Source organism: Oceanisphaera avium, from assembly GCF_002157875.1.
Lineage (GTDB): Bacteria > Pseudomonadota > Gammaproteobacteria > Enterobacterales > Aeromonadaceae > Oceanimonas > Oceanimonas avium.
In genome coordinates this window covers 2470870-2482500 of the sequence record NZ_CP021376.1, presented here as the reverse complement: position 1 = coordinate 2482500, position 11631 = coordinate 2470870, and the positions used below count along the sequence as shown (strand labels likewise).

Sequence of the window (11631 nt, the reverse complement as noted above, 5' to 3'; positions counted from 1 at the left end):
GGGTGTAACCACCCGGACGCTCTTGATAGCGAGGTCCTAAATCGTTGAACAAAATACCTACTACTTCGCTGTCGCGAGTACGGGCAAATGCCAAACGACGGTTAGCTACTGTGTCGACTTTAGCCAATGTGATCAAAGGCTCAACAACACGACGTAGCTCTTTTGCCTTGGGCAGTGTCGTTTTAATAACTGCATGACGAACCAAGGAGCTAGCCATGTTGCGGAACATTGCCTGACGGTGGCTGCTGTTCCGGTTAAGTTGACGACCACTCTTACGATGGCGCATGAACTAATCCTTCCTAACTAAATCTGTAAAACCGTGACCCGGTTTATTCGTCAGCTATGCTAGCTGGCGGCCAATTTTCTAAGCGCATGCCCAGTGATAAGCCACGTGATGCTAACACGTCTTTAATCTCAGTGAGAGATTTCTTACCTAGGTTAGGAGTTTTTAACAACTCAACCTCGGTGCGCTGTACCAGATCACCAATGTAGTGGATCGCTTCAGCCTTGAGACAGTTCGCCGAGCGAACTGTCAGCTCTAGATCGTCGACAGGACGCAGCAGGATAGGATCAAACTCAGGCTTGTCTTCTTTCTCTTCTGGTTCACTTACGTCACGTAAATCAACGAAGGCTTCCAGTTGTTCAGCCATAATAGTGGCTGCACGACGGATAGCTTCTTCAGGATCAAGTGTGCCGTTAGTTTCCATGTCGATAACCAGCTTATCTAAATCGGTACGCTGCTCAACACGGGCCGCCTCAACGTTATAGGCGATACGAACCACTGGGCTATAAGCCGCATCTAGCAATAAACGACCAATTGGGCGCTCATCGTCTTCGGTGTGCGCACGAGCAGAAGCAGGTACATAGCCTCGTCCACGTTGCACTCTTAAACGCATGCTGATCTCGGCGTCATTGCCTGTCAAGTGACAGATAACGTGCTCTGGGTTAACAATCTCAACGTCATCACCATGAGTGATGTCGCCTGCTGTTACGGGACCTGCACCAGTTTTGGTCAGAGACAGGGTGACTTCGTCCTTGCCTTCCAGCTTGACAGCAACTTCTTTTAAATTAAGTAAGATTTCCAGGACATCTTCCTGAATACCTTCCTTGCTGCTGTACTCGTGCAGTACACCGTCGACTTCGACTTCGGTAATCGCACAACCCGGCATGGAAGAAAGCAGAATACGACGTAGCGTATTACCCAATGTATGACCAAAGCCTCGCTCCAGCGGCTCGAGAGTCACTTTGGCATGAGTCGAGCTGATCTGTTCGATATCAACCAGACGCGGCTTAAGAAAATCTGTTACAGAACCCTGCATTGTGTCCTCTCTTTGAAGCTAGCTTTACTTAGAGTAAAGCTCGACGATCAGCTGTTCGTTGATTTCGGCAGATAGGTCGCTACGCTCAGGCAGACGCTTGTATACGCCTTGCATGTTAGTAACGTCAACTTCTACCCAAGTCGGCTTTTCGCGTTGACCGGAAACCTCAAGAGCGGCTTTGATCCGGGCTTGTTTCTTCGCCTTCTCGCGAATGCTGATAACATCCTCGGGAGAAACTTGGAACGAAGGAATGTTAACAACCTTACCGTTCACCAAGATCGCCTTGTGGCTGATCAATTGGCGTGATTCGGCACGTGTAGAGCCAAAACCAATACGGTAAACAACGTTGTCTAAACGTCCTTCCAGCAGCTGCAACAGGTTTGCACCGGTATTGCCTTTCAAGCGAGCAGCTTCTTTATAATAGTTACGGAATTGCTTTTCCAGAACGCCATACATACGACGAACTTTCTGCTTTTCACGCAGCTGTACACCATAGTCAGACAAACGGGCTTTACGAGCACCGTGTTGACCAGGGGAAGTATCTATTTTACATTTTGAATCGATTGCGCGAACACCTGACTTTAAAAATAAGTCAGTGCCTTCACGACGACTCAGTTTGAGTTTGGGACCCAAATATCTTGCCATGTTCTTTCTCCAACTATCCTACAAGAAGTGTTATACGCGACGCTTCTTCGGAGGACGACAACCGTTGTGCGGAATCGGAGTCACATCAGTGATATTGGTGATGCGGAAACCCGCAGCATTCAATGCACGAATAGATGACTCGCGGCCCGGACCCGGACCATTCACCATTACTTCTAGGTTTTTAACACCGTATTCTTTCGCAACTTCACCGGCACGTTCTGCAGCTACCTGAGCGGCGAACGGGGTGGACTTACGCGAACCACGGAAACCTGAACCACCAGCAGTTGCCCAAGAAAGAGCATTACCCTGACGATCAGTAATAGTTACTATGGTGTTGTTGAAAGATGCATGAACGTGGGCGATCCCATCGCTCACCTGCTTTTTCACGCGCTTACGCGTGCTACGAGCTGGAGTTTTAGCCATGATCTACCTTCCCGTTATCTCTTGATCGGTTTACGAGGACCTTTGCGCGTACGCGCATTAGTCTTAGTGCGCTGACCACGAAGGGGTAGGCTGCGGCGATGACGCAAACCTCGGTAACAACCCAGGTCCATCAGACGCTTAATGTTCATGGAGATTTCGCGACGCAAATCACCTTCAACGATGAACTTTGCCACTTGCTCACGCAGAGTTTCTACCTGAGCTTCATCCAATTCTTTAATCTTCACATTCTCAGCGATACCGGCTGCAGCACAAATGGCTTGTGAGCGGGTACGGCCTATGCCATAAATCGCAGTTAACGCAATAACTGCATGTTTATGGTCAGGAATGTTAATGCCAGCGATACGGGCCACTATGCACTCCTACAGAGTTATAAATATTAAGCCGTTGCAAAGCCCGTCTAGGATACGCAACGACTGTACAGACACCCTACAAGGGAGGCTGGCTACTTTAGCCAGCTCGCCTTTAAATTACAAGTTAAACCGTAACTTTTTAACCTTGACGTTGTTTATGTCTTGGCTCGGTGCAAAGAACACGTACTACGCCGTGGCGTTTAACGATCTTGCAGTTACGGCAAATTGCCTTAACGGAAGCGCGAACTTTCATTGCTTAACTCCGTAAATAACCGAATCTTAGCGGTTGTAACCTTTCAGATTCGCTTTTTTCATCACATCGCCATACTGATGAGACATCATGTGGGTTTGTACCTGAGCCATGAAGTCCATGATGACGACCACAATAATTAACAGCGAAGTACCGCCAAAGTAAAATTGGACGTTCCAAGCTGACATCAGAAACTGTGGCACTAAACAAATAAAGGTAATGTAGAGCGCACCCACTAAAGTGAGGCGAGTCATTATCTTATCGATATAGCGCGCTGTTTGTTCACCCGGACGTATGCCTGGAATGAACGCACCGCTCTTCTTCAAGTTATCTGCCGTCTCGCGTGGATTAAACACTAAGGCGGTATAGAAGAAACAGAAGAAGATAATAGCAGCTGCATACAGCATCACGTACAGCGGCTGGCCTGGTTGCAGCGCAAGAGAGACCTCTTGCAACGCATTGGCAAACCACCCTTCTCCTTGGCCGAACCATGAGGCTACGGTACCTGGGAAAAGAATAATACTGGATGCGAAAATCGCCGGAATAACCCCCGCCATATTCACTTTCAAGGGCAGGTGTGTACTTTGTGCTGCAAAAACCTGACGGCCTTGTTGACGCTTGGCGTAGTTCACCACAATGCGGCGCTGGCCACGTTCAACAAATACCACAAAAAAGGTCACTGCAAACACAATAACGGCCAGTAGCAACAGCAACAAGACGTGCAATTCCCCCTGACGCGCCTGCTCTGCCGTGGCACCAATAGCCGATGGCAGACCAGCAACAATACCCACGAAGATTATCAACGAGATACCATTGCCAATGCCTCGTTCGGTCACTTGCTCACCTAACCACATTAAAAACATGGTGCCGGTGACTAAGCTCACTACTGCTGTAAAATAAAAAGCAAGTCCTGCGTTAACCACAAGACCTGGCATCATATTTGGTAAGCCGGTAGCGATACCGATGGCTTGGATGGTGCCGAGCACGAGCGTGCCATATCGGGTGTACTGACTGATCTTTCGACGGCCAGATTCACCTTCTTTCTTTAGCTCAGCTAAAGCGGGGTGAACCACAGACAGTAACTGGATAATAATAGACGCAGAAATATACGGCATTATCCCCAGCGCCAATATGGATGCTCGCTCCAGAGCACCACCACTGAACATGTTAAACATTTCGATGATGGTGCCCTGTTGCTGTTTAAACAACTCGGCTAGTACGGCGGCGTCAATTCCAGGAATAGGCACATAGGAGCCGGCGCGAAAGACAACAATCGCGATAAGAACGAAAAGCAAACGACTTTTCAGTTCACCCAGCCCACCTTGTGCGCTTTTAGATTCTAATCCTGGTTTCTTGGCCATAGTACTTATTATTCCTCGATTTTACCGCCGGCAGTCTCAATGGCTGCGCGTGCACCTTTGGTGACGCCCAAACCAACCACAGTCACTTCACGGTCAATGCTGCCAGACAGAACAACTTTGGCGAACTGGATATTCTTGGTAATCAAGCCAGCTTGCTTAAGGGTGTTCAGGTCAACAACGTTGCCTTCAACTTTGGCCAGTTCGCTCAAACGGATTTCAGCAGTAACTAAACCTTTGCGAGAAGTAAAACCAAACTTCGGCAAACGCTGTTTCAAAGGCATTTGACCGCCTTCAAAACCGTTACGTACTTTACCGCCAGAACGTGATTTCTGACCTTTGTGGCCACGACCACCGGTTTTGCCCAGACCTGAACCGATACCACGACCAACGCGCTTAGCGCTTGGCTTGGAACCAGCAGCTGGAGATAGAGTATTCAAACGCATGCGATTACTCCTCAACCTTTACCATGTAGTAAACCTGGTTGATCATACCGCGAGTACAAGCTGTATCTTCCAGCTCAACGGTGTGACCAATGCGACGCAGACCCAGGCCACGCAACGTTGCCTTATGCTTAGGCAAACGGCCGATCGAGCTGCGAGTCTGTGTAATTTTTACAGTCTTGTTAGCCATTGGCGCTTACCCCAGAATTTCGTCAACGCGCAGACCACGCTTAGCAGCGACTTGCTCTGGCGACTTCATTTTTGCCAGTGCGTCGATGGTAGCGCGAACTACGTTGTTTGGGTTGGTGGAACCGTACGTTTTAGCCAATACGTTATGAACACCAGCAACTTCTAATACGGCGCGCATTGCACCGCCGGCAATAATACCGGTACCGTCAGAAGCAGGCATCATGAATACGTTTGAACCAGAGTGACGACCTTTTACCGGGTGGAATAAGGTGCCGCTGTTCAGGCCAATAGTACGCATGTTACGACGAGCCTGTTCCATTGCTTTTTGAATCGCAGCTGGAACTTCACGAGCTTTACCGTAACCAAATCCGATACGGCCGTTACCGTCGCCTACTACCGTCAGAGCGGTGAAGGAGAAAATACGACCACCTTTTACAACTTTTGAAACACGGTTAACTGCAATAAGCTTCTCTTGCAGATCGCCGGCTTGAGCTTCGATTTTTGCCATTTTCGACTCCACCTTTAGAACTGAAGACCAGCTTCACGTGCAGCAGTAGCTAATGCGGCTACGCGACCGTGATATTGGAAACCGGAACGGTCAAATGCGACAACTGTTACGCCTTTTTCAAGTGCGCGTTCAGCGATGGCTTTACCGACGACTGCTGCGGCTTCACTATTACCGGTTGATTTAACCTGTTCACGCAGTGCTTTTTCTACGGTAGACGCAGAAGCCAACACGGCTGAACTACCTGGTGCAATAACCTGGGCATAGATGTGACGCGGAGTACGGTGAACCACAAGGCGTGTCGCACCCAGTTCCAGCATCTTTGCACGTGCTTTTGTAGCACGGCGGATACGAGCTGCTTTTTTGAGCATAGTGTTACCTTACTTCTTCTTAGCCTCTTTACTGCGTACCTGTTCACCGAAATAGCGAACACCTTTGCCTTTGTAAGGCTCTGGCTTGCGGTACGCACGAATATTGGCAGCGACCTGACCGATCTGCTGTTTGTCAGCTGATCTGAGAACAATCTCAGTGGCAGTTGGACATTCAGCTGACACGCCTTCAGGAAGCGCATGCTCAACCGGGTGAGAGAAACCCAAAGACAAAGCAATTGAATTGCCTTTCATCTGGGCACGATAGCCAACACCAACCAGCTGCAGCTTGCGCTCAAAGCCTTCGGTAACACCGACAACCATGTTATTGACCAGGGAACGGGCAGTACCCGCCTGGGCATCAGCGTTTGCTACGTTTTCACGTGGGGCAAACGTCAGCACGTTATCATTCTGGCTGATTTCAACGGCGGCATGAATAGTACGATTTAAAGTACCTTTGCCACCTTTGATAGTAATTTCCTGACCATTCAACGTCACTTCTACGCCTGCAGGAATGTCGATAGGTGCCTTAGCAATACGAGACATATCTACTCCTTAAGCTACGTAGCAGATGATTTCACCGCCCATACCGGCTTTACGCGCGGCACGGTCGGTCATTACACCTTTAGACGTGGAAATGATAGCAACACCCATACCTGCCATTACTTTTGGCAGTTCGTCGCGCTTCTTATAGATGCGCAGACTTGGGCGGCTAACGCGTTGGATTAGCTCAACCACAGCTTCGCCTTGGAAGTACTTTAACGTAACTTCTAGCTCAGGCTTGGTGTCACCAACAACGTTAAAGTCAGCAATATAACCTTCTTCTTTAAGTACTTGGGCAATTGCCTTTTTAACTTTAGAAGAGGGCATAGTCACAGCCACTTTATTGGCTGCCTGACCGTTGCGGATGCGGGTCAGCATATCCGCGATCGGATCTTGCATGCTCATTATGTATTACTCCCGTGTTCGCTTACCAAGAAGCCTTCTTCAGGCCTGGAATTTCACCCTTCATCATCAGTTCACGCACTTTAATGCGGCTCAGACCAAATTTACGCAGAAAACCATGCGGACGGCCTGTGATGTTGCAGCGGTTACGCTGACGAGAGGGACTTGCGTCACGGGGCAATTGCTGCAGTTTCAACACTGCATCCCAGCGCTCTTCATCAGAAGAATTAACGCTAGAGATGATTTCTTTCAGTGCAAAACGCTTAGCTGAATATTTCTCAGCTAATTTTTCGCGCTTGACTTCGCGAGCTTTCATTGATTGCTTTGCCATAACCCTACACCTTACTTACGGAATGGGAAGTTAAAGGCTGCCAATAAAGCGTGGCCTTCTTCGTCTGACTTAGCAGAGGTAGTGATAGTAATATCCATACCACGAACTCGGTCTACTTTGTCATAATCGATTTCTGGAAAGATGATTTGCTCTTTCACACCCATCGAGTAGTTACCACGGCCGTCGAACGACTTAGCGTTCAGACCACGGAAATCTCGAATACGAGGGATAGAAATAGAGATCAAACGCTCCAAAAACTCCCACATACGCTCGCCGCGCAGTGTTACTTTACAACCAATTGGGTAGCCTTCACGTATTTTAAAGCCAGCAACGGATTTACGAGCAATAGTGATCAATGGCTTTTGACCGGAAATGGCAGCCATATCGGCAGCAGCATTATCCAAGATCTTTTTATCAGCCAAAGCTTCACCTACACCCATGTTCAGGGTGATTTTCTCAATCCGAGGGACTTGCATGATAGACGTATACCCGAACTGACTCATCAGCTCTTTTACTACAGTTTCGTTGTAGTAACCATGCAGTTTCGCCATCGTATAAACTCCAATTACTTCACAAGTTCGCCGGTAGACTTGAAGAAACGAACTTTCTTCTCGTCTTCGAACCGGAAACCAACGCGATCAGCTTTGCCAGTGGCAGAGTTGAACAACGCTACATTTGAAACGTCGAGAGGTGCTTCCTGCTCAATAATACCGCCCGCTTGGCCCAGCTGTGGGTTTGGCTTCTGATGCTTCTTGTTCAGGTTAATACCTGCGACTACTACTTTACCAGCTTCGACTAAAACTTTAGTGACTTTGCCACGCTTGCCTTTGTCTTTACCAGTAAGAATGATGACTTCGTCATCGCGACGGATTTTAGCTGCCATCGTTGACTCCTTACAGTACTTCAGGTGCCAGTGAAACAATCTTCATGAACTTCTCATTACGAAGTTCACGCGTCACAGGCCCAAAAATACGAGTTCCGATCGGCTGTTGATTGCTATTTAAAATCACGGCCGCGTTGCGGTCGAAACGGATGACTGAGCCGTCCGCGCGACGAACGCCTTTCCGAGTGCGTACGACCACCGCATTCATTACATCACCTTTTTTTACTTTACCGCGAGGAATTGCTTCCTTAACAGTAACTTTGATGATGTCGCCGATTCCGGCGTAGCGACGGTGCGAGCCACCCAGGACCTTAATACACATTACGCTACGCGCACCGGAATTGTCGGCCACGTCCAGCATACTTTGCATTTGGATCATGTTAGTGCTCCGCTAAAGTGATTACTTTATTAATAAACCCCTTTCGGGATATTGACTGCCTTTGAAGGCGCGGCATTATAGCACTGCCAATTCCGAAAAAGGAAGCATAAAAAACAAACGGCCCAACATAGGGCCGTTTGACCAAGCAAAGATTATAAAGAAGTCTTAGGCTTTAACCGGACGCTCGATAATTTTTACTAATGTCCAAGACTTAGTCTTAGACAGCGGACGACATTCGCGAACAGTCACGACGTCACCGGTAGAACATTCATTGTTTTCATCGTGTACGTGCAGCTTAGTAGTGCGCTTCAGATACTTCCCATAAATGGGGTGTTTCACGAAACGGCTGATCGCTACAACAATGGATTTTTCCATCTTGTCGCTAACTACTACGCCTTGCACGGTACGAACGTTAGATTCGCTCATCTTACGCCCCTGCCTTTTGGTTCAAAACAGTCTTCACACGTGCGATATCGCGACGTACAGTTTTAATGTTGTGAGTCTGTTCCAATTGACCTGTGCTGGCTTGAATACGCATTTTAAATTGCGCATGCAATAAAGCTAACAGCTCTTGGTTCAGTTCTTCAACACTCTTTTCACGCAGATCTTGTGCTTTCATCACATCACCGTCCGAGTTACGAAAGTGGTCCTAACTGGCAACTTAGCCGCTGCCAGTGCAAAGGCTTCGCGAGCCAGTGACTCAGGTACACCGTCCATCTCATACAGAACGCGACCAGGCTGGATCTGGGCTACCCAGTACTCCACGTTACCCTTACCCTTACCCATACGAACTTCGAGGGGCTTTTCGGTAATCGGCTTGTCTGGGAAAATACGGATCCAGATTTTGCCTTGACGCTTAACGTGACGAGTCATAGCACGGCGTGCTGCTTCGATTTGACGAGCAGTGATACGTCCGCGAGTAGTCGCCTTAAGACCGAAGGTACCGAAAGAAATCAGGTTACCCGTGGTTGCCACGCCGCGGTTGCGGCCTTTGTGGACTTTACGGAATTTCGTACGTTTTGGTTGCAACATATCCGAGTCTCCTTACTTACCGCGGCCTTTGCGCTTTGGTTTAGATGGAGCTTGCTCTTCAACGACTGGTAGGCCGCCAAGAACTTCACCTTTAAATATCCAAACCTTTACGCCGATGATGCCGTAAGTGGTAGATGCTTCAGAAGTTGCATAGTCGATATCGGCACGCAGGGTGTGCAGTGGCACACGACCTTCACGGTACCATTCGGTACGCGCGATTTCAGCGCCGCCTAAACGACCGCTAACTTCCACCTTAATGCCTTTGGAACCGATACGCATTGCGTTCTGTACCGCACGCTTCATAGCACGACGGAACATGACGCGGCGCTCGAGTTGTGAAGCGATTGAATCCGCTACCAACTGACCATCCAGCTCAGGTTTACGCACTTCGGAAATGTTAATCTGTGCAGGTACACCGGCCAATTTGGCGATGTGCTTGCGCAGTTTTTCCACGTCTTCACCCTTCTTACCGATCACAACACCTGGACGAGCAGTGTGAATAGTCACACGGATGCTCTTCGCAGGACGCTCGATCACGATACGAGACAGGGATGCATTCTTCAGTTCTTCTTTCAGATACTGACGAACTTGAAAATCGCTGTATAAGTTATCAGCAAAATCCTTTGTATTCGCAAACCAGGTCGAATTAAAAGGCTTGGTAATCCCTAAGCGAATACCGTTTGGGTGTACTTTCTGGCCCATTGCTTTTCTCCTAGCCTCTTAGCGGTCGGACACAACCACAGTAATGTGGCTGGTACGCTTCATGATACGGTCCGCGCGGCCTTTGGCTCGTGGACGAATACGCTTCATGGTTGGACCTTCGTCAACGAAGATCTTAGCCACTGTTAGCTCATCGATATCCGCACCTTCATTGTGCTCGGCATTAGCAATGGCAGATTCAAGTACTTTCTTAACCAGAACGGCAGCCTTTTTAGGGCTGAAAGCCAGGACATTCAGAGCCTTGTCTACGGATAGACCACGGACTTGATCGGCTACCAGGCGCGCCTTCTGGGCAGAAGTACGAGCAAAGCGGTGTTTAGCTATAGCTTCCATCTTTTACCCCTTAACGCTTCTTGGCCTTCTTATCAGCGACATGGCCGCGATAAGTACGAGTCGGTGCAAATTCGCCTAACTTGTGGCCGATCATTTCCTCAGAAACGAAAACAGGCACATGTTGACGACCATTATGGACAGCGATGGTCAAACCGATCATGTTCGGAATGATCATTGAACGACGGGACCAAGTCTTAATTGGTTTCTTTTCCCCGCTTTCCACCGCTTTCTCTACCTTCTTCAGCAAGTGCAGGTCTATAAATGGACCTTTCTTGAGAGAACGTGGCATGGCGATACCTCTAAAAAACGTTACTTGTTACGATGACGTACTACTAATGGTTCAGTACGCTTATTTTTTCGGGTTTTGGCGCCCTTAGTCGGTTTACCCCAAGGAGTAACCGGATGACGACCGCCAGAGCTGCGACCTTCACCACCACCGTGTGGGTGATCAATGGGGTTCATTGCCACACCACGGGTCTGAGGACGGATACCACGCCAGCGCGAAGCACCAGCTTTACCCAGCTGACGCAACATGTGCTCAGCATTACCTACTTCACCCAGCGTTGCACGGCACTCGGAAAGTACTTTACGTACTTCGCCAGAACGCAAACGCAAGGTGACATACTGACCATCACGCGCCAAAATTTGGGCGGAAGTACCAGCAGAACGAGCAATTTGCGCGCCCTTACCTGGCTTCATTTCGATGGCATGAACAGTACTACCTACTGGGATGTTACGCATCGGCAAGCAGTTACCTGCTTTGATCGGTGCGGCATCGCCAGAATGGATGGCATCGCCAGCATGAACACCCTTAGGTGCCAAGATGTAACGACGCTCGCCATCGGCAAACAACAGCAGAGCTAAGTTAGCGGTGCGGTTAGGATCATACTCTAAGCGCTCAACTTTAGCCGGTACACCGTCTTTGTTGCGTTTGAAGTCAACTAAACGATACTGCTGCTTATGACCACCGCCAATGTGGCGAGAGGTAGTACGGCCAGCGTTGTTACGACCGCCTGATCTGGTTTTCTTTTCCAGCAGAGGGGCGAACGGCTTGCCTTTGTACAATTCCGGGTTGCTGATCTGAACTACATGACGGCGACCCGGAGAAGTAGGCTTACATTTTACAATTGCCATTTT

24 protein-coding genes (1 of these 24 only partly in view) are annotated in these 11631 nt (G+C 48.9%); all 24 read right to left on the bottom strand.

Annotated features, from left to right (window positions below; all coding sequences use genetic code 11):
• Nucleotides 1–286, bottom strand: the 5' portion of a protein-coding gene (rplQ, locus tag CBP12_RS11440; protein WP_086964554.1) for a 50S ribosomal protein L17. Its footprint begins 104 nt before the window's first position; only the first 286 of its 390 coding nucleotides appear in the window; the start codon lies at nucleotides 284–286; its stop codon lies beyond the left edge, outside the window.
• A 43-nt stretch (nucleotides 287–329) separates the two neighbouring features.
• Nucleotides 330–1319 carry a DNA-directed RNA polymerase subunit alpha gene (locus CBP12_RS11435; protein ID WP_086964553.1) on the bottom strand — a complete coding sequence of 330 codons (990 nt, stop codon included), beginning with the start codon at nucleotides 1317–1319 and terminating at the stop codon, nucleotides 330–332.
• 24 nt (nucleotides 1320–1343) lie between these two features.
• The gene (gene rpsD / locus CBP12_RS11430; RefSeq protein ID WP_086964552.1) at nucleotides 1344–1964 is read right to left on the bottom strand and encodes a 30S ribosomal protein S4; all 621 of its coding nucleotides are present in this window, start codon (nucleotides 1962–1964) and stop codon (nucleotides 1344–1346) included.
• 30 nt (nucleotides 1965–1994) lie between these two features.
• Complete coding sequence (rpsK, locus tag CBP12_RS11425) at nucleotides 1995–2387, bottom strand: 30S ribosomal protein S11 (RefSeq protein ID WP_086964551.1); 393 nt, start codon at nucleotides 2385–2387, stop codon at nucleotides 1995–1997.
• Between the two features lie 14 nt (nucleotides 2388–2401).
• Nucleotides 2402–2758 (bottom strand): 30S ribosomal protein S13, encoded by a 357-nt coding sequence (gene rpsM / locus CBP12_RS11420; protein ID WP_086964550.1) that lies wholly within the window; start codon nucleotides 2756–2758, stop codon nucleotides 2402–2404.
• 139 nt (nucleotides 2759–2897) lie between these two features.
• On the bottom strand, nucleotides 2898–3011 hold the full coding sequence (gene rpmJ / locus CBP12_RS11415) for a 50S ribosomal protein L36 (protein WP_086964549.1): 114 nt from the start codon (nucleotides 3009–3011) through the stop codon (nucleotides 2898–2900).
• Nucleotides 3012–3037: 26 nt separating this feature from the next.
• Nucleotides 3038–4369 (bottom strand): preprotein translocase subunit SecY, encoded by a 1332-nt coding sequence (secY, locus tag CBP12_RS11410; RefSeq protein WP_086964548.1) that lies wholly within the window; start codon nucleotides 4367–4369, stop codon nucleotides 3038–3040.
• An 8-nt stretch (nucleotides 4370–4377) separates the two neighbouring features.
• Nucleotides 4378–4812 carry a 50S ribosomal protein L15 gene (gene rplO / locus CBP12_RS11405; RefSeq protein ID WP_086964547.1) on the bottom strand — a complete coding sequence of 145 codons (435 nt, stop codon included), beginning with the start codon at nucleotides 4810–4812 and terminating at the stop codon, nucleotides 4378–4380.
• A 4-nt stretch (nucleotides 4813–4816) separates the two neighbouring features.
• Nucleotides 4817–4999 (bottom strand): 50S ribosomal protein L30, encoded by a 183-nt coding sequence (gene rpmD, locus CBP12_RS11400; protein WP_086964546.1) that lies wholly within the window; start codon nucleotides 4997–4999, stop codon nucleotides 4817–4819.
• A gap of 6 nt (nucleotides 5000–5005) precedes the next feature.
• On the bottom strand, nucleotides 5006–5506 hold the full coding sequence (gene rpsE / locus CBP12_RS11395) for a 30S ribosomal protein S5 (RefSeq protein WP_086964545.1): 501 nt from the start codon (nucleotides 5504–5506) through the stop codon (nucleotides 5006–5008).
• A 14-nt stretch (nucleotides 5507–5520) separates the two neighbouring features.
• Complete coding sequence (gene rplR / locus CBP12_RS11390) at nucleotides 5521–5874, bottom strand: 50S ribosomal protein L18 (RefSeq protein ID WP_086964544.1); 354 nt, start codon at nucleotides 5872–5874, stop codon at nucleotides 5521–5523.
• Nucleotides 5875–5883: 9 nt separating this feature from the next.
• Nucleotides 5884–6417, bottom strand: a complete 534-nt coding sequence (gene rplF, locus CBP12_RS11385) for a 50S ribosomal protein L6 (RefSeq protein WP_086964543.1) — start codon at nucleotides 6415–6417, stop codon at nucleotides 5884–5886.
• Nucleotides 6418–6426: 9 nt separating this feature from the next.
• Nucleotides 6427–6819 (bottom strand): 30S ribosomal protein S8, encoded by a 393-nt coding sequence (gene rpsH, locus CBP12_RS11380; RefSeq protein WP_086964542.1) that lies wholly within the window; start codon nucleotides 6817–6819, stop codon nucleotides 6427–6429.
• Nucleotides 6820–6841: 22 nt separating this feature from the next.
• Nucleotides 6842–7147, bottom strand: a complete 306-nt coding sequence (gene rpsN, locus CBP12_RS11375) for a 30S ribosomal protein S14 (RefSeq protein ID WP_086964541.1) — start codon at nucleotides 7145–7147, stop codon at nucleotides 6842–6844.
• 11 nt (nucleotides 7148–7158) lie between these two features.
• Nucleotides 7159–7698, bottom strand: coding sequence for a 50S ribosomal protein L5 (gene rplE / locus CBP12_RS11370; RefSeq protein ID WP_086964540.1), 540 nt, complete (start codon nucleotides 7696–7698; stop codon nucleotides 7159–7161).
• 14 nt (nucleotides 7699–7712) lie between these two features.
• The gene (rplX, locus tag CBP12_RS11365) at nucleotides 7713–8030 is read right to left on the bottom strand and encodes a 50S ribosomal protein L24 (RefSeq protein WP_086964539.1); all 318 of its coding nucleotides are present in this window, start codon (nucleotides 8028–8030) and stop codon (nucleotides 7713–7715) included.
• Nucleotides 8031–8040: 10 nt separating this feature from the next.
• On the bottom strand, nucleotides 8041–8409 hold the full coding sequence (gene rplN, locus CBP12_RS11360) for a 50S ribosomal protein L14 (protein WP_086964538.1): 369 nt from the start codon (nucleotides 8407–8409) through the stop codon (nucleotides 8041–8043).
• A gap of 165 nt (nucleotides 8410–8574) precedes the next feature.
• Nucleotides 8575–8835, bottom strand: a complete 261-nt coding sequence (rpsQ, locus tag CBP12_RS11355; RefSeq protein ID WP_086964537.1) for a 30S ribosomal protein S17 — start codon at nucleotides 8833–8835, stop codon at nucleotides 8575–8577.
• A gap of 1 nt (nucleotide 8836) precedes the next feature.
• Complete coding sequence (gene rpmC, locus CBP12_RS11350; RefSeq protein ID WP_086964536.1) at nucleotides 8837–9028, bottom strand: 50S ribosomal protein L29; 192 nt, start codon at nucleotides 9026–9028, stop codon at nucleotides 8837–8839.
• On the bottom strand, nucleotides 9028–9441 hold the full coding sequence (gene rplP / locus CBP12_RS11345) for a 50S ribosomal protein L16 (protein ID WP_086964535.1): 414 nt from the start codon (nucleotides 9439–9441) through the stop codon (nucleotides 9028–9030). Before rplP ends, rpmC begins: the two co-directional genes overlap by 1 nt.
• Before the next feature lie 12 nt (nucleotides 9442–9453).
• On the bottom strand, nucleotides 9454–10143 hold the full coding sequence (rpsC, locus tag CBP12_RS11340) for a 30S ribosomal protein S3 (protein ID WP_086964534.1): 690 nt from the start codon (nucleotides 10141–10143) through the stop codon (nucleotides 9454–9456).
• A gap of 18 nt (nucleotides 10144–10161) precedes the next feature.
• Nucleotides 10162–10494 carry a 50S ribosomal protein L22 gene (gene rplV, locus CBP12_RS11335; RefSeq protein ID WP_086964533.1) on the bottom strand — a complete coding sequence of 111 codons (333 nt, stop codon included), beginning with the start codon at nucleotides 10492–10494 and terminating at the stop codon, nucleotides 10162–10164.
• Between the two features lie 10 nt (nucleotides 10495–10504).
• A complete protein-coding gene (rpsS, locus tag CBP12_RS11330) occupies nucleotides 10505–10783 on the bottom strand; it encodes a 30S ribosomal protein S19 (protein ID WP_086964532.1) in 279 nt (92 codons plus the stop codon).
• Nucleotides 10784–10803: 20 nt separating this feature from the next.
• A complete protein-coding gene (gene rplB, locus CBP12_RS11325) occupies nucleotides 10804–11628 on the bottom strand; it encodes a 50S ribosomal protein L2 (RefSeq protein ID WP_086964531.1) in 825 nt (274 codons plus the stop codon).
• Nucleotides 11629–11631: the final 3 nt, after the last annotated feature.